Origin of the sequence: Neisseria sp. P0006.S004 (assembly GCF_051963015.1) — a bacterium.
GTDB lineage: Bacteria > Pseudomonadota > Gammaproteobacteria > Burkholderiales > Neisseriaceae > Neisseria.
In genome coordinates this window covers 33,880-49,404 of sequence record NZ_JBQCUS010000003.1, presented here as the reverse complement: position 1 = coordinate 49,404, position 15,525 = coordinate 33,880, and the positions used below count along the sequence as shown (strand labels likewise).

Genomic DNA, 15,525 nt, shown 5'->3' with positions numbered 1-15,525 from the left:
ACGGGTAATGTGGGGAGCAATTATACAACAAGGCCGTCTGAAATTTTCAGACGGCCTTGGGCGTTTTTTAGAGTAAACCTTATTCAAAATATTTCAATTTGCCTTTGAAGTCTTCCAGCTTCTCATAGCCTTTTTGCGCCATGATGGCTTTTAATTCAAGGGAAACCCGTTCAAAAATACCGACGCCTTGCTGGTGTAGCGCCGTGCCGATCTGCACCATGCTTGCGCCGCACAAGATGTGTTCAAACGCATCACGGCCGCTGTAAACGCCGCCGGTTCCGATGACTTGGATAGACGGATCCAGTCTTTGATAGAACGCGTGGACATTGGCGAGCGCAGTCGGTTTGATGTATTGGCCGCCTATGCCGCCGAAGCCGTTTTTCGGGCGGATGACAACGGATTCGTCTTCGATATACATACCATTGCCGATGGAGTTGACGCAGTTGACGAATTTTAGGGGATAGCGGTTGAACACTTTCGCGGCCTGATCGAAATGGGCAATATCGAAATACGGCGGCAATTTGATGCCCAAGGGCTTGTCGAAGTAGGTAAAGGCATTATCCAAAATCGTCTCGGTTGTTTCAAAGTCGTAGGCGATTTGCGGTTTGCCGGCGACGTTTGGGCAGGATAGGTTGAGTTCGGTAATGCCGTTGAACCCGCTGTTTTGCACCTTTTCCAACAGGATATGTGTTTCGCCGGGCGACAGACCGACCAGTGATAGGAAAAATGTCCGTTCCGGCTGAGAGTCTTGAAGGGTAAGCAGGTAATCCAGATAGTAATCAATGCCTTGATTCGGCAAACCCATCGAATTTATGCTGCCGAGAGGCACGTCCCGATAACGCGGCTCGGGGTTGCCTTGACGAGGGGTAAGCGTTGCGGTCTTGGTAATGAAAGTACCTGCCGAAGACTGTCTGACCGCTTCCAATTCCTCAATAGTCATACACGACACACCAGCCGCATTCATCAGGCAGTTGTCAAAAGAAAAACCGGCGATTTGTGTTTTCAACGATACCATCTCCTGCTCCTTTCCTTCGTAAAATCAAAATGTTTGCCAAGCGTAACACGAAGAGGCGGTACGATTTTTAACAAACATCAAATGACAAAGCATGTAGGCGGATGTTGTTTTCAATATTGAAAAAAAGCCGTCTGAAAAACTCAAACAGTCTTTCAGACGGCCTTCACTATATGGCATTAATAGAACCAAAAGCTGTCGGCTGATTTGGATATTGGGTTTTAAAATCAGGCCAACCATTCGTCCAAGGCTACTTCAAAACGTTTCAAGCCTTCGGCCATGTCTTCATCGTTCAGCAGCAGGCTGGGGGCGAAGCGTACCACATTGGCGCCGGCAACCAGTACCATCAGGCCGTGTTTTAAAGCGGCGGCAGTGATTTCAGATGCCTTGCCTGCGTATTTGTCTGCCAACACGCAGCCGAGCAGCAAGCCCATGCCGCGGACTTCTTTAAATACGCCGGTTTTTACGCCCAATTCACGCAAGGCCGTCTGAAGTTTTTGGCCTTGTTGCTGAACGTGTGCCAATGTTTCGGGCGCATTGATGATGTCAAATGCACGGCTGCCGACTGCGCACGCCATTGGGTTGCCGCCGAAGGTCGAGCCATGTGTTCCGGGGCCGAAGGTTGGGGCGATTTTATCGGTGGTCAGTATCGCGCCAATCGGGAAGCCGCCACCCAAGGCTTTGGCGGAGCTGAGAATATCGGGTGTTACGCCGTAATGCTCGTAGGCAAACAGTTTGCCCGTATGACCCATGCCGGTTTGCACTTCGTCCAAAATCAGCAAGGCGCCGTGTTTGTCGCATAAACGGCGTGCGGCTTGCAGATATTCTTGGGTGGCAGGCAGGATGCCGCTTTCGCCTTGAATCGGCTCGATAATCACGGCGCAGGTTTTGTCGCCGACGGCTGCTTCCAATGCGGCAACATCATTGAAGGGAACGTGGGTAATGCCGGCCGGCAGCGGCGCGTAGTCTTTGCTGTATTTGGGCTGGCCGCCGACGGATACGGTAAACAGGGTGCGGCCGTGGAAGCTGTTGAGGCAGGAGATGATTTCGGTTTTGTGTTCGCCAAAATGATCGCGGCCGTATTTGCGCGCCAGTTTCAGCGCGGCTTCATTGGCTTCTGCGCCGGAATTGCAGAAAAACACTTTGTCGGCAAAGGTGTTTTCGACCAATTTTTTGGCCAATTCTTGCGCCGGTTGGGTGGTATAGATATTAGAAATGTGCCAGAGTTTTTGCGATTGTTCGGCCAAGGCTGCGACCAAATCGGGATGGCAATGCCCCAGCGCGTTTACTGCAATGCCGCCTGACAGGTCAATGTATTCTCGTCCTTCGGTATCCCAAACCCGGCTGCCGAGCGCACGTTCCGGAATCATGGGGGCGAATGAGAAATTGGGCGTCAGGTAGTTTTGCATGTTCTTTTCCTTTTGATATTGTCAACAATTTCTTCAATTATGCGCCTATTGATTGAGAGATTCAATATGGTAATCAGGCCGTCTGAAAACTGGCTTTCAGACGGCCTGATGCTTATTTATGCTTGATTTCCCAGCATTGATGGATTTTTTTGTTGCGGAAATCGTCGGGAACGGACTGTTTGGAAATATCTTTGACTGCGTATTGTTCCGATACCGAATCGTCCAACACAAAACTGCGCAAGTTGTTGGAGAAATACAGAATGCCGTCTGAAGCGAGCAGGCTCATTGCGCCGTCAATCAGCTTCTTATGGTCGCGCTGGATGTCGAGGATGTCGAGCATCTTTTTGCTGTTGGAAAAGCTGGGCGGGTCCATGACAATCAGGTCGAACCTTTTGCCTTCATCTGCGGCATTTTGCAGGTATTGGAACACATCGGCGCGGACGATTTTGTGTTGTTCGGTGTCAATGCCGTTTAGTTCAAAATTGCGTTTTGCCCACTCGAGATAAGTGTTGGATAAATCGACGGTTTCGCTGGATACCGCGCCGCCGGTTGCGGCATAGACGGTAAAGCTGCCTGTGTAGGAAAACAGGTTGAGGAAGCGTTTGCCTGCTGCAGTTTCGCCGACTTTTTTGCGCGTGTTGCGGTGGTCGAGGAAAAGGCCGGTGTCGAGGTATTTGTCGAGGTTGACCCAAAACTTGCGGCCGTTTTCAGTGATGACGAAATCGTCGCCGGTTTTGCCGGTTTTCTCGTATTGCTGTAAACCTTTTTGACGTTCACGGCGTTTGAGGTGGATTTGTTCGGGCGCAAAACCGGTTACAAAACCGATGGCTTCCAATACATCGGCAAGCCATGCTTTGTATTCTTCGGGCTGCATCAGCCAGCCGGTATCGTATTCCTGAAGATGGATTTGGTCGCCGTAAACATCGACGGCAAAGGGAAATTGGGGAATATCGCGGTCGTAAATGCGCCAGGCTTCGATATTGTTGCGTTTGGCCCATTTCATAAGATGTTTGATGTTTTTGCCCAAGCGGTTGGCAAAGGGGGTAATGTCGGTCATGGTTTCAGACGGCCTTATTGGGGAAGTTTCCAGAATTGATCAGCAGGGACGTAGGCGTGTCGGTCAAGCATATAGAGAATTGTATCGTCAGGCGCAACCATGGTGGCGCGGTCGGTCTTGCCTTTAAACGGGAACACGATTCGTGCTTCCGAGGCGTTTTTGATGTCGATGCCGTAGCTGGTTCTGCCGCTTTCCAGTTTGTATTGGTTCTGAGTGTATTCGTAGACGGTTTCTTTGCCTTTTTCGTCTTTGATAGTAAAGCTTTTTTTGGCAAAGGTGATTTCGGCTTTGCTGCCATCGGACGCAACGGCCTTCCATTCGCCGCGATAACTCTCTGATCCGCTGCACGCGCCAAGCAACAGGGCGACAGCAAGTGCAGGTAATAAGGCGGTGGTTTTGAAAAACTTCATGTCGGATTCATCCGTGCTGATTCAATAAAACGGCATTATAGCTTGATTTTGCAGTCGCAGCCTGTTTTGCTTGACCTGGGCGGTTTTCTCCTTTATTATCCGCCGTTCGCCTTTTGATACGAAGCCATCGTCATCCAACCTAAACCGCTGTTTCGGGCGCGTTTCTTTTATTGCTTGCATATTTGCAAAGCCTTTTCTGTGCAGGTTGTCGTCGATGTTAACCACAAGCAAGATGCTTGCGACAACCCTGTAACTTCACATTTCCCGTATCGTTACTTTCCTTTGCTTCAGGTCGTCTGAAATTGTTCAGGCGTGCGCGTTGTTGTCTCTTAGGATAGATATGTCTATTAAATTTGCCGATTTGAACCTTGATAAAAACATTTTGTCTGCCGTACGCAGCGAGGGTTATGAAAGCCCAACCCCGATTCAGGCGCAAGCGATTCCGTTTGCTTTGGACGGCCGCGACATTATGGCTTCGGCGCAAACCGGTTCAGGCAAAACCGCAGCCTTCCTGCTGCCGACTTTGCAAAAACTGACCAAGCGCAGCGAAAAACCGGGCAAAGGCCCGCGCGCTTTGGTCTTGACCCCGACCCGCGAACTGGCAGCTCAGGTGGAAAAAAACGCGCTGGCGTATGCTAAAAATATGCGTTGGTTCCGTACCGTCAGCATTGTCGGCGGCGCATCTTTCGGCTACCAAACCCGTGCTTTGAGCAAACCGGTTGACCTGATTGTCGCTACTCCGGGCCGTCTGATGGACTTGATGCAGAGCGGTAAAGTTGATTTTGAACGTTTGGAAGTGCTGATTTTGGATGAAGCCGACCGTATGTTGGACATGGGCTTTATCGATGACATTGAAACCATCGTGGAAGCAACGCCGAGCGACCGTCAGACTTTGTTGTTCTCTGCCACTTGGGACGGCGCAGTGGGCAAACTGGCGCGCAAATTGACCAAAGACCCTGAAACCATCGAAGTTGAGCGTGTGGATGATCAAGGCAAAATCGAAGAGCAGCTGTTGTACTGCGACGATATGCGCCATAAAAACCGCCTGCTCGACCACATCTTGCGCGATGCCAATATCGACCAATGCGTGATTTTTACATCCACTAAAGCCATGACCGAAGTCATTGCGGATGAACTGTACGAAAAAGGTTTTGCCGCCAACTGCTTGCACGGCGATATGCCGCAAGGCTGGCGTAACCGCACGCTGATGGATTTGCGCAAAGGCCGCTGCAAAATTTTGGTTGCCACCGACGTTGCCGCACGAGGTATCGACGTACCAACCATTACCCACGTTATCAACTACGACTTGCCGAAACAGGCTGAAGACTACGTTCACCGCATCGGCCGTACCGGCCGCGCAGGCCGTACCGGTATTGCGATTACTTTTGCCGAAGTGAACGAATACGTCAAAGTACACAAAATCGAAAAATATATCGGCCGTAAATTGCCCGAGCTGACCATCGAAGGCATGGAGCCGACACGTAAACGCAAATCTGCCGGTGGCAAACCGAAAGGCAAAGGCGGCTGGCGCAGCGATAAGAAACCGGCTAAAGAAGGCTTCGGCGGCAAATCACGCGGCGAAGGCCATAAAAAAGACGGTTTCAAAAAAGATGGCTTTAAGAAAGACGGTTTCAAGAAGTCTGACGGTTTCAAAAAAGGCGGCGAAGGCTTTAAAGGCAAACGTAAGGCTAACGACGGCTTTGGCGGCAAACATAAAAAAGGTTGATTGTTTCAATCTTAAGGCCGTCTGAAATAAGACGAAAGGGCGTGTGAAGACACGCCCTTTTTTATGGTTTCGAGTTTTCGCATATAAAAAAGCGCGGGATTGATCCCACGCTTTTTCAGACGGCCTCTTACAAAGCGGCTAATACGGCATCGCCCATTTCAGAGCAGGAAACCAGTTTGGTGCCTTCTTCGTAAATGTCGCCGGTACGCAAGCCTTGTTGCAGTACTTTTTGTACGGCGTTTTCAACTTGTTGAGCGCGAGCTTCGTCATTTAGGCTGTAACGCAGCAACATGGCAAGAGACAATACGGTCGCCAGCGGATTGGCTTTGTTTTGACCGGCAATGTCAGGAGCAGAGCCGTGGGACGGTTCGTACAGGCCTTTGCCGTTTTCGTCCAAAGAAGCAGAAGGCAGCATACCGATGGAACCGGTCAGCATGGAGGCTTCGTCGGAGAGGATATCGCCGAAGATGTTGCCGGTGGCAATCACGTCAAATTGTTTGGGCGCACGTACCAACTGCATGGCGGCGTTGTCGACGTACATATGGGAAAGCTCGACATCAGGGTATTCTTTGCCGATTTCTTCAAAGATTTCGCGCCACAGTTCGGTGGTTTCCAAAACGTTGGCCTTGCCTACGGAGCAGACTTTTTTGCTGCGTTTTTGGGCGGATTGGAAGGCAACGTGGGCGATGCGGCGGATTTCGCTTTCGCTGTATTTCATGGTGTTGTAACCTTCGCGTTCGCCGTTTCCCAAAACACGGATGCCGCGCGGTTCGCCAAAGTAAATATCGCCGGTCAGTTCGCGTACGATAAGGATGTCGAGGCCTGCTACGATTTCCGGTTTCAGAGTGGAAGCATTGGCCAGCTCTTTATACAAAATGGCAGGGCGTAGGTTGGCAAACAGATTCAAGTCTTTACGGATGGCCAACAAGCCGCGTTCAGGGCGCAGCGGACGGTCGAGATTGTCGTATTGAGGAGAACCGACTGCACCAAGCAGTACCGCATCGGCTTTACGGCAAAGGTTTTGCGTGAATTCTGGATAAGGATGGCCGTATTCGTCATAGGCTTCACCGCCCAAAGGTGCGTATTCGTAGCTGACATCCAAACCTTGTTCGATAAGTTTGTCGAGTACGCGGACGGTTTCTGCAACGATTTCAGGGCCGATGCCGTCGCCGCGCAAGATAGCGATATGTTTGGTCATTTCGGGTTTCCTTATGGGAAGGTTTTAGGTAAAGGGCAGGCCGTCAGTTTTTCAGACGGCCTTAAATCAATTTGCTCTGAAAACGCTGATTGTACCATTATGGTACTGGTAAAGCTGGGTAGAAATCGCGTAGGCAGAGTCTTCAAATGCCTGCAGGGCAATATTCGCCATCGCCTGCAAAGCTTCTTCATCGGACGGGCTGCAAACGAGCAGGGCGTTGCGTGCCGGGACTGCAAAAACAGGGTTGGCCGGCAGCATAGGATCATCTTTAAGTACTTCGTCCAAAAGCAAAATCAAGGAAGCATCATAGTCGTTGTCCAAATGGATTTGGGTCAATGACCAACCTTCGGCATGATGAATTTGGACACGTCCATTCATCCGTTGGCGCAGATTATCCATGGCGGTACGATACAAGGCGTCCTCATCTTCAATACCGGCCTCTTTCATATGTTCACGATTGAGCGTATGCATGGATTCTTCCGTATCCACCATATAAAGCAACATGATATCGCCGGCAATCGGTTTGTATACCAGGTAATCGGCAGGTTCGGCTTCGTCCGTATTTGTAATCAGTCTGGCGTTTTCCAGATAAATCGTATTTTTAATTGTCGGAAGAATTTGTTGTGCTGAAACAATGGCATCAGTGTCTTGAATCTTATAGATAACCGCTAAATTGGCTGCAACAATCGCCTCCAAGGCCTCGGGATTTTGCAGATAACTTGTGTAATGGTTGCTCAAATATGTGCTGAATGATGCTTCATCGTCTTCGGAAAAATGGACAATAATCGGCGAAGACGCAATATTTTCGCCCCAGTCGATTTTTGCCTCAAGATCCAATTCTTCTTGGATGCGGCGGGCAAAGTATTCGACAAATTCCTGCCAAGTCATTAATTTAGGTTTGGAGCGGAACAACCTGCTGAAAAAAGACATATTGTGTCCTGAATAAGGGGATAAGGCCGTCTGAAAAATTATAGACGTTCGGTTTCAACACGGATTTTAAAAACAACTTTGCGTATGTTTGCCCTGTCGCCGACCAAAGGGGCATGCGCATCATTCGGGAAGAATAGCGCAAATTCGCCGGGCTCCAAGGTCAGCCAAGTTTCCGGCTCGCAGTCGAAAAACTCGATATCGCGCTTTTCGTTGTAGCCTAAACCGTTTTTCAGACGGCCTCTGTCTATCCAGCCATATGTTTCGCTGCCATCAATCGGCGTTTGAATATCAATGTGTTTTAAGTGCGCTTCAGGCTGAGCTTCGCCTTTAGTCCTCATCGGCTCGCTGCCGATAAAAATACGGATATTGGGGTTCTCGCACGGCACTTGGCCGTCCGGCAGCTTGGTAAAATCTAGGGTTTGCAACAGATGGAAGGCCTCAGCAAAGTCGGGATGCAAGGCAGCGTAGCGGGTGGCATTGCTTATGGTGTCGGTAATCATGGTGTGGTTAGGTAGAAATTAAACTTCAGGATGTAGAGAAGCCAATACGGTTTTCAGGATGCCTTATTTGGATTCTGACAATAAGGCTGTCTGAAAAGGCTTTTTATAGAGTTATGTTTTGCAGATCCAAAGTGGAAGCATAATGTTCAGCGATAGGAATACGCTTGCGGCTGACTTGGTTTATATCGCTGCCTTCTTCAGTCCATAAAAACGGAAAGAACGTGTAAACGCTGTCGCCATTCAAATCACGGATTTCTTCGTGCCAATTTTTCCAACGCAGGTTTTCGTAAAACAACTGTAAATCGCCGTTCAATGCCCAATTTAAGAAGTCGCCATAACCTTTACCGCAATCTTCCCATTCCAGTGTATCCGGTGGTAGGTAGAAAACATTACCTACTTTGCCATTCAATCCTCCGCCATTAATCGCAAAATAGCCTCCAGCAACATCATCGGCAAACAGATAATAGGGAGCAGGGCCTGCTGGCTCGGATTGTGTACGGCTTAGATTCCAACTTCCCAAACCACGAGGTAGCTTCGCGCTGCCAGAACCAAGTATCCGTAACCAGCCGTCATCGATAAGAATACCGCCGGTTTCATAAACGACAGCACCCATAAACGAACGTATCGTTACTTGGGTTTTGACAAGTTCTTCCTTTGCCTTTTCAAGCGTACGTGGCAGAACTTCAACGCTGTTTACCGCTTCTGTAAGCCACTCTTGAATCAATGGCCACGCAGGGTCTTGGGTTTGGATTAATTCGTCGAATGATCTCATGGTCTATCCCAAAACATTCAGTAAAGGCCGTCTGAAACACTTAAATTTTTCAGACGGCCTTTTGTATGTCAACCGTTAAACAGCCAAGGCTGGCTTTGGCGGCGTTTTTCTTCAAAGGCGTGAATTTCGTCAGCGTGTTGCAGGGTCAGGCCGATTTCGTCCAAGCCGTTTAAGAGACAGTGTTTGCGGTGTTCGGTAATGTCGAATGTGAATGTTTCGCCGCTAGGGGTGGTCAGGGTTTGCTCGGCAAGGTCGATGGAGAGCTGATAGCCTTCGTTGGCTTCAACTTCTTTGAAAAGCTGGTCAACCTGTTCTTCTGTCAAAACGATAGGCAAAAGGCCGTTTTTGTAGCAGTTGTTGAAGAAGATGTCGGCGAAGCTGGGGGCGATGACGGCGCGGAAGCCGTAGTCGTCCAATGCCCAAGGGGCGTGTTCGCGTGAAGAGCCGCAACCGAAGTTTTTACGCGTCAACAGGATTTGTGCGCCTTGATAGCGTGGCTGGTTCAGGGAGAAATCCGGATTCAACGGGCGTTTGCTGTTGTCCATGCCCGGTTCGCCGTGGTCGAGGTAACGCCATTCATCAAAAGCATTGGGGCCGAAGCCGCTGCGTTTGATGGATTTCAGAAATTGTTTGGGGATGATGGCATCGGTGTCGACGTTGCTGCGGTCGAGCGGGGCGACGATGGCGGTAATTTTGGTAAAGGCTTTCATGTCAGATTCTTATAGTAATAATGGGAAATTTTATGGCTATTCGGGTTAGCGTGTGCTGTGCAAACCGATTCGGTTGCCTTCTGTGTCTTCGATAAATGCTGCAAAGCCGTTGGCAATGCGGAATTTTTCTTGTAACAGTTTGCCGCCTGCTGCAACGGCTTTTTCTGCTGTTTCGGCACAATCCGGGCAATTGAAGAAAATGGTTGTACCGCCGTGGCCGGGCTGGGCATTGCTGTCGTGCCAAATCATGCCGGCCGTACCGTGTTGGGTGTAATCGGCTGGGAAAATGATGAAACGGAATCCGTTGCCGCCAACGTCTTGCAGGGGCTTACCGAATACGGATTCGTAAAAGGCTTTGGCGCGATCCAAATCATGAGCGTGAATACCAAACCAGCTTGACGGATTACTCATTGTTTCTTCCTTTGCTTGGAATCGTGAAAATGTCTGAAAAATTAATAATGTATCAGGCCGTCTGAAACGGAGTCAGGAGCTTCAGACGGCCTGATTTACCGAATTATTCGGTAGCGGCTTCGATTTTTTCTCCAACATGGCTCATGCCGCGGCCTACTGCATTGCCGCCTTTTTTAACGGCTTCGCCGGTTTTTTCGGCAACGTGTTCTGCGGTTTCTTTGGTTTTATCGGCTACGCGCTCGGCAGTCTCTTTGGTTTTGTCCCAATTGCGGTTGGTATCGTTTTTTGCGCCGGACCAAGTGCTGGAACAAGCTGACAGGATGAGGGCTGCGGCAGCTAATGCAAACAGTTTTTTCATACTAGATTCCTTTCAAGTTATCAATGATTAAGAAGGTTTTCGGACGTTTTGCGCAATAGGAAAACTTACTTGAGCAAGGTATTGTTTCAGACGGCCTGATCAATAAAGGCCGTCTGAAAATACTTTAAGCCATAGTGCGGATGTCGGTAAAGTGGCCGGTAACCGCGGCTGCAGCTGCCATGGCAGGGCTGACGAGGTGGGTGCGTCCACCGTTGCCTTGACGGCCTTCAAAGTTACGGTTGGAAGTAGAGGCGCAACGTTGTCCCGGGGTCAGGCGGTCGGCATTCATGGCGAGGCACATAGAGCAGCCTGGTTCGCGCCATTCAAAACCGGCTTCGATAAATACTTCGTGCAAGCCTTCTTTTTCGGCCTGTTCTTTCACCAAACCGGAGCCGGGGACAATCAATACGCGTTGTACATTGTCCGCTTTTTTACGGCCTTTGGCGATAGCGGCGGCTTCGCGCAAGTCTTCGATACGGCTGTTGGTGCAAGAACCGATAAAGACGATATCGACAGGGATTTTGTTTAATGGCGTACCAGCTTCCAAGCCCATGTATTCAAGGGCGCGTTCCATGCCGCTGCGTTTGACCGGATCGGCTTCTTCGGCAGGATTAGGCACTTTGCCACTGATGTCCAAAACCATTTCAGGCGATGTGCCCCAAGTCACTTGAGGCTCGATGTCTTCGGCTTTGAAGTGGTATTCTTTATCGAATACTGCGCCTTCGTCAGACACCAGCGTACGCCAGTATTCGACGGCTTTATCCCATGCTTCGCCTTTAGGTGTGAAAGGTTTGCCTTTTACATAGTCGATGGTGGTTTGGTCGACGGCAACCATGCCTGAGCGCGCACCGGCTTCAATCGCCATATTACACAAGGTCATGCGGCCTTCCATAGAAAGGCTGCGGATGGCTTCGCCGCCAAATTCGATGGCGTAGCCTGTACCGCCGGCCGTACCGATTTGGCCGATGATATAAAGCGCCACGTCTTTGGCGGTAACACCGGGTTTCAGACGGCCTTCAACGGCAATCAGCATGGATTTGGATTTTTTCGCAGTAATACATTGGGTCGCCATGGTGTGTTCGACTTCGGAAGTGCCGATACCGTGCGCCAATGCGCCGAATGCGCCGTGGGTAGAAGTGTGCGAGTCGCCGCAGACAACGGTCATGCCGGGCAGGGTGGCGCCTTGTTCCGGGCCCATAACGTGCACGATGCCTTGGCCTTTATCCATAAACGGGAAGTAGGCGAGTGCGCCAAACTCTTTAATGTTTTTGTCCAAAGTATCAACTTGCAGTTTGGAAATCGGGTCTTGGATACCTTTGTCCCAGTCGCCGGTCGGGGTGTTATGGTCGGCTGTGGAGACTACGCTGTCGATACGCCAGAGTTTGCGGCCGGCCATTTTCAAGCCTTCAAATGCTTGTGGGCTGGTTACTTCGTGAACCAGGTGGCGGTCGATGTAAAGCAGAACAGTGCCGTCTTCTTCTTCGCGGACGACGTGGCTGTTCCAAAGTTTATCGTAAAGGGTTTGTGTGCTCATGATGAGTATTCTTTGCTATTGGTAGGTATGAATGATGGTTTGCGTTTATGGGCGGATTTTAGGCTTTTTATAGGGGCTGCGCAATAGAAATTTGTCCAATTTTTAAAATTTGTCGTAGAGTTTCAAAAATTCTTACTGAAAATTAGACAAATTGTAGAATTGTTGACAAAAAGATGCATTTTATCTGAAAGAATGCTTGTCGAAATGCACTAAAAAGTTCTATCATTCTCACTCAACATCCACACTTACCAAGAGGTATAGAGAATGAAATTACCGGTAATGGCTCCTGAGCATCTGACTCAATTACGGGAATTTGAGAAAAAAGTCCTTGCCAATCATGCCAAAATCGAAGCATGGTTCCGTTCGCATTGGAACGAACACCGTCCGCCGTTTTATGGTTCGGTTGACATCCGTAATGCCGGTTACAAAATTTCATCTATCGATATGAACCTGTTTCCGGGCGGCTTCAATAATTTGAATCCCAACTTTATCCCGCTGGCGGCGGTTGCCGCGCAAGATGCGGTGCAGCGTGCCTGTGAAACGGCAAAATCCGTATTGATTATTCCTGAAAACCACACGCGCAACACATTCTATCTGCAAAACGTTTACGCACTCAGCGAGATTTTGCGTTCGGCAGGATACGAAGTGCGCTTGGGCAGTTTGAATCCTGAAGTGACTGAGCCAACCGAGTTTGAAACCGCGTTGGGCGACAAAATTTTGCTTGAGCCTTTATTGCGTACCCGTGAGCGTGTACATCTCGCAGACGGTTTCTCGCCTTGCGTTGTTTTGTTGAACAATGACTTGTCTGCGGGTGTTCCTGAAATCCTTAAAGGTATCAACCAAACCGTTTTGCCTCCATTGCACGGCGGTTGGACGACTCGCCGTAAAACCGAACACTTCGGCGCGTACAACCAAGTTGCTGCCGAATTTGCCAAGTTGATTGACATCGACGAATGGCAAATCAATCCTTATTTTGAAAAAATCAGCGGTTTGGATTTCCAAGAACGTGAAGGCGAGGATGCGTTGGCGGAAGCAGTAGAACGTGTGCTGGCGAAAATTCAAGCCAAATACGATGAATTGGGTATTACAGACCAGCCTTTCGTGATTGTGAAAGCCGACGCAGGTACTTACGGCATGGGCGTGATGAGTGTTAAATCTGCGGATGAAGTGCGCGGCTTGAACCGTAAAAACCGCAATAAAATGGCGAAAGTCAAAGAAGGTTTGGAAGTCAGCGAAGTCATTGTCCAAGAAGGTATTTATACCTACGAAACCATGAACGGCGCCGTGTGTGAACCTGTCGTTTATATGATGGACCGTTTCGTTATCGGCGGTTTCTTCCGTGTACACGAAGGCCGTGGCGCGGACGAAAACCTCAATGCCGGCGGTATGGTATTTGTGCCACTGTCCAACAGCATTCCTACCGGTAACGGCGATAATTCTCAAGAAGCACCTGAAGCCTGCAAACGCGTATTTGAACAATGGGATTCGCTCGGTATGCCGCGCTCTGAAAAAGACTGCGACGTGGACAACGAACACAACCGCCTCTACGTTTACGGCGTAATGGCGCGCCTGTCCTTGCTTGCTGCCGCATTGGAGTTGGAGAAAACCGCGCCTCAAGCCTAATAAAGCATAAAGCGTTGATCGATATTGTCAGGCCGTCTGAAAATTTGTTTTCAGACGGCCTTTTCTGTCTGTACAATTCATTCTAACTAAAAAACATGATTTATTTTTATGAGCAAACCAGCCAATCCAGTTGAGACAACCGACAATCTGCAAGACCAAACCATGCAGCGCAGCAATACCGACAATGCGCCGCGTTCTGCTATCCATCAAACCTTGTATTCCGCCGATACCTTTGCTCAGCATGATTATCTTGCCGGAAAAAACTTGCCCGATATTGCCCGCCCGCAAGAAGGTCAAATCAACTGGCTGCATTTTGTCGGCATCAATGATGTTGTCTTGCTCAAACACGCGCTTGAGCCTTACGGCATCCATGAGCTGGTGATTGAAGATATTCTCAGCCGCAAACAGCGTCCGAAAATCGAAGACTACGGCAGCTATGTTTTTACTGCCGCACAGGTTTACCACTATACCTCCACGGGCAAGCTCCATTCTGACCAAGTGTATGTGATTATCGGCAAAGATTTTGTGTTGTCTTTCCAACAAAAACCGTTGGGCTTGTTCAGCCATCTCCGCCGGCAGATGCACGAAAATCCGCACAATATTTTGAACAAAAATACGGCGTTTCTTGCTTATTGCCTGCTTGACCGCATCGTGGATGACTATTTTATCGTCCTAGAAGAGTACAACAACCGCGTCGAAGTCATAGACAAATCCTTGTTTAAAAACGAAAACAGCGATATTCTCGGCAAAATTCACCGCCTCAAGCGCGATGCCGTCCGCCTGCGGCGCGCGCTTTTACCATTGCGCGATGTGTTCTATCAGCTTGCAGTGCGCGGCGATTTTGCCATTTTCAAAGGCGAATCGACTGTTTATCTGCGCGACGTATACGACCATAATATGCAGCTTATCGAATCGCTTGATGCCTCGCGTGATATGGTGTTGAGCATGATGGACATTTATCTTTCCTTCCAATCCAACCGCATGAACCAGCAAATGCGCGTGTTGACAGTTATTACCATCATCTTTATGCCACTGACCGTCATAACCGGCATCTACGGTATGAACTTCGACAATATGCCCGAGCTGCATTGGCATTACGGCTATTTCATGGTTTTGGGTGTGATGCTGTTCATCATCATCGGACTGCTGATTTTCTTTTCGAGTAGAAAATGGCTTTAAACGGGTAGGCAAGGGGTTGAAAGTCAACGTTTAAAAACGGTAGAATGATTTTGCACACGTGCAGTCTGAAGTTTTCAGACAATTTAAAAATAAATATCAAAAGGAGAAGAAACTATGAAACCGGAACGCCAACTACCTTCCCATGAACTGATCATGTCCGAGCTGATGATGCCTTATACGGCAAACTTCAGCGGCAATGTTCACGGCGGCGATCTTCTGCGCCTGCTCGACCAAGTGGCATATTCCTGCGCCTGCCGTTACAGCGGAACCTATTGCGTTACTCTGTCTGTTGATAAAGTATTGTTTAAAGAGCCTATTCATGTCGGCGAACTGGTAACCTTTTACGCCAGTATCAACTACACCGGCCGTACTTCTATGGAAGTCGGTATCCGTGTGGAGGCGCAAAACATCCACACTGGCGAAGTGCGTCATACCAACAGCTGCTACTTCACCATGGTTGCTGTTGAAGACGGTAAGCCGGTTCCTGTCCCACCTTTGGAAATCAATACACCGCGCCAACGCTGCCGTTATGAAAGGGCTAAAAAGCGTAAAGAGTTGAGTCTGCAGGCTGCGGACAAAGATTCTGGCTGTAACTAAATTAAATTTATTAAATAATGAAGGCCGTCTGAAACCCTGTTTCAGACGGCCTTCACGCAAAAGCCATAAACCGCTTGTTTTGTGGTAGAATCAACAAGA

The 15,525-nt window shown here is 49.2% G+C and carries 17 protein-coding genes; 4 read left to right on the top strand and 13 right to left on the bottom strand.

Features of this window, described 5'->3' with window-relative positions:
* Nucleotides 1-79: 79 nt before the first annotated feature.
* From ACTHR2_RS05410 to ACTHR2_RS05390, 5 genes are all read right to left on the bottom strand, one after another.
* Nucleotides 80-1,015, bottom strand: a complete 936-nt coding sequence (locus tag ACTHR2_RS05410) for a dihydroorotate oxidase (protein WP_440375452.1) — start codon at nt 1,013-1,015, stop codon at nt 80-82.
* Nucleotides 1,016-1,239: 224 nt separating this feature from the next.
* Nucleotides 1,240-2,421 carry an aspartate aminotransferase family protein gene (locus ACTHR2_RS05405; protein WP_440375451.1) on the bottom strand — a complete coding sequence of 394 codons (1,182 nt, stop codon included), beginning with the start codon at nt 2,419-2,421 and terminating at the stop codon, nt 1,240-1,242.
* Nucleotides 2,422-2,533: 112 nt separating this feature from the next.
* Nucleotides 2,534-3,478, bottom strand: coding sequence for a class I SAM-dependent methyltransferase (locus ACTHR2_RS05400; protein ID WP_263336500.1), 945 nt, complete (start codon nt 3,476-3,478; stop codon nt 2,534-2,536).
* A gap of 14 nt (nt 3,479-3,492) precedes the next feature.
* Entirely contained in the window at nt 3,493-3,888 is a 396-nt protein-coding gene (locus ACTHR2_RS05395; protein ID WP_300483670.1) for a glycosyl transferase, read from the bottom strand.
* Nucleotides 3,889-3,909: 21 nt separating this feature from the next.
* On the bottom strand, nt 3,910-4,113 hold the full coding sequence (locus ACTHR2_RS05390; protein ID WP_440375450.1) for a hypothetical protein: 204 nt from the start codon (nt 4,111-4,113) through the stop codon (nt 3,910-3,912).
* A 115-nt stretch (nt 4,114-4,228) separates the two neighbouring features.
* Between ACTHR2_RS05390 and ACTHR2_RS05385 the strand changes: the two genes are divergently transcribed.
* Nucleotides 4,229-5,614, top strand: coding sequence for a DEAD/DEAH box helicase (locus ACTHR2_RS05385; RefSeq protein WP_440375449.1), 1,386 nt, complete (start codon nt 4,229-4,231; stop codon nt 5,612-5,614).
* Between the two features lie 127 nt (nt 5,615-5,741).
* On the opposite strand, the gene leuB is transcribed toward ACTHR2_RS05385, so the two are convergent.
* From leuB to leuC, 8 genes are all read right to left on the bottom strand, one after another.
* On the bottom strand, nt 5,742-6,812 hold the full coding sequence (gene leuB / locus ACTHR2_RS05380; protein ID WP_263336489.1) for a 3-isopropylmalate dehydrogenase: 1,071 nt from the start codon (nt 6,810-6,812) through the stop codon (nt 5,742-5,744).
* 66 nt (nt 6,813-6,878) lie between these two features.
* Complete coding sequence (locus ACTHR2_RS05375) at nt 6,879-7,742, bottom strand: DUF1444 family protein (protein WP_263336485.1); 864 nt, start codon at nt 7,740-7,742, stop codon at nt 6,879-6,881.
* A gap of 38 nt (nt 7,743-7,780) precedes the next feature.
* Entirely contained in the window at nt 7,781-8,242 is a 462-nt protein-coding gene (locus tag ACTHR2_RS05370; protein ID WP_263336482.1) for a YhcH/YjgK/YiaL family protein, read from the bottom strand.
* A 103-nt stretch (nt 8,243-8,345) separates the two neighbouring features.
* Nucleotides 8,346-9,014 carry a DUF2625 domain-containing protein gene (locus ACTHR2_RS05365; protein WP_107723308.1) on the bottom strand — a complete coding sequence of 223 codons (669 nt, stop codon included), beginning with the start codon at nt 9,012-9,014 and terminating at the stop codon, nt 8,346-8,348.
* A 68-nt stretch (nt 9,015-9,082) separates the two neighbouring features.
* The gene (gene leuD / locus ACTHR2_RS05360; protein ID WP_003677355.1) at nt 9,083-9,724 is read right to left on the bottom strand and encodes a 3-isopropylmalate dehydratase small subunit; all 642 of its coding nucleotides are present in this window, start codon (nt 9,722-9,724) and stop codon (nt 9,083-9,085) included.
* Nucleotides 9,725-9,769: 45 nt separating this feature from the next.
* Nucleotides 9,770-10,135, bottom strand: a complete 366-nt coding sequence (locus ACTHR2_RS05355) for a VOC family protein (RefSeq protein ID WP_049331002.1) — start codon at nt 10,133-10,135, stop codon at nt 9,770-9,772.
* A gap of 103 nt (nt 10,136-10,238) precedes the next feature.
* On the bottom strand, nt 10,239-10,493 hold the full coding sequence (locus ACTHR2_RS05350; protein ID WP_070608961.1) for a hypothetical protein: 255 nt from the start codon (nt 10,491-10,493) through the stop codon (nt 10,239-10,241).
* A 124-nt stretch (nt 10,494-10,617) separates the two neighbouring features.
* Nucleotides 10,618-12,027 carry a 3-isopropylmalate dehydratase large subunit gene (gene leuC, locus ACTHR2_RS05345; RefSeq protein ID WP_263336469.1) on the bottom strand — a complete coding sequence of 470 codons (1,410 nt, stop codon included), beginning with the start codon at nt 12,025-12,027 and terminating at the stop codon, nt 10,618-10,620.
* 264 nt (nt 12,028-12,291) lie between these two features.
* Here leuC and gshA point away from each other — a divergent pair, with 264 nt between their 5' ends.
* The 3 genes from gshA to ACTHR2_RS05330 all read left to right on the top strand — a co-directional run bounded on the left by gshA (nt 12,292) and on the right by ACTHR2_RS05330 (nt 15,426).
* On the top strand, nt 12,292-13,650 hold the full coding sequence (gshA, locus tag ACTHR2_RS05340) for a glutamate--cysteine ligase (protein WP_263336466.1): 1,359 nt from the start codon (nt 12,292-12,294) through the stop codon (nt 13,648-13,650).
* 108 nt (nt 13,651-13,758) lie between these two features.
* Complete coding sequence (corA, locus tag ACTHR2_RS05335) at nt 13,759-14,829, top strand: magnesium/cobalt transporter CorA (protein WP_263336463.1); 1,071 nt, start codon at nt 13,759-13,761, stop codon at nt 14,827-14,829.
* A gap of 114 nt (nt 14,830-14,943) precedes the next feature.
* Nucleotides 14,944-15,426 (top strand): acyl-CoA thioesterase, encoded by a 483-nt coding sequence (locus ACTHR2_RS05330; protein ID WP_049351048.1) that lies wholly within the window; start codon nt 14,944-14,946, stop codon nt 15,424-15,426.
* The last annotated feature ends 99 nt before the right edge of the window (nt 15,427-15,525 follow it).

What these genes read in the sequence shown, in the direction of transcription:
- ACTHR2_RS05410 (WP_440375452.1), bottom strand. Translation starts at nt 1,015, where the DNA reads ATGGTATCGTTGAAAACACAAATCGCCGGTTTTTCTTTTGACAACTGC.
- ACTHR2_RS05405 (WP_440375451.1), bottom strand. Translation starts at nt 2,421, where the DNA reads ATGCAAAACTACCTGACGCCCAATTTCTCATTCGCCCCCATGATTCCG.
- ACTHR2_RS05400 (WP_263336500.1), bottom strand. Translation starts at nt 3,478, where the DNA reads ATGACCGACATTACCCCCTTTGCCAACCGCTTGGGCAAAAACATCAAA.
- ACTHR2_RS05395 (WP_300483670.1), bottom strand. Translation starts at nt 3,888, where the DNA reads ATGAAGTTTTTCAAAACCACCGCCTTATTACCTGCACTTGCTGTCGCC.
- ACTHR2_RS05385 (WP_440375449.1), top strand. Translation starts at nt 4,229, where the DNA reads ATGTCTATTAAATTTGCCGATTTGAACCTTGATAAAAACATTTTGTCT.
- leuB (WP_263336489.1), bottom strand. Translation starts at nt 6,812, where the DNA reads ATGACCAAACATATCGCTATCTTGCGCGGCGACGGCATCGGCCCTGAA.
- ACTHR2_RS05375 (WP_263336485.1), bottom strand. Translation starts at nt 7,742, where the DNA reads ATGTCTTTTTTCAGCAGGTTGTTCCGCTCCAAACCTAAATTAATGACT.
- ACTHR2_RS05370 (WP_263336482.1), bottom strand. Translation starts at nt 8,242, where the DNA reads ATGATTACCGACACCATAAGCAATGCCACCCGCTACGCTGCCTTGCAT.
- ACTHR2_RS05365 (WP_107723308.1), bottom strand. Translation starts at nt 9,014, where the DNA reads ATGAGATCATTCGACGAATTAATCCAAACCCAAGACCCTGCGTGGCCA.
- leuD (WP_003677355.1), bottom strand. Translation starts at nt 9,724, where the DNA reads ATGAAAGCCTTTACCAAAATTACCGCCATCGTCGCCCCGCTCGACCGC.
- ACTHR2_RS05355 (WP_049331002.1), bottom strand. Translation starts at nt 10,135, where the DNA reads ATGAGTAATCCGTCAAGCTGGTTTGGTATTCACGCTCATGATTTGGAT.
- ACTHR2_RS05350 (WP_070608961.1), bottom strand. Translation starts at nt 10,493, where the DNA reads ATGAAAAAACTGTTTGCATTAGCTGCCGCAGCCCTCATCCTGTCAGCT.
- leuC (WP_263336469.1), bottom strand. Translation starts at nt 12,027, where the DNA reads ATGAGCACACAAACCCTTTACGATAAACTTTGGAACAGCCACGTCGTC.
- gshA (WP_263336466.1), top strand. Translation starts at nt 12,292, where the DNA reads ATGAAATTACCGGTAATGGCTCCTGAGCATCTGACTCAATTACGGGAA.
- corA (WP_263336463.1), top strand. Translation starts at nt 13,759, where the DNA reads ATGAGCAAACCAGCCAATCCAGTTGAGACAACCGACAATCTGCAAGAC.
- ACTHR2_RS05330 (WP_049351048.1), top strand. Translation starts at nt 14,944, where the DNA reads ATGAAACCGGAACGCCAACTACCTTCCCATGAACTGATCATGTCCGAG.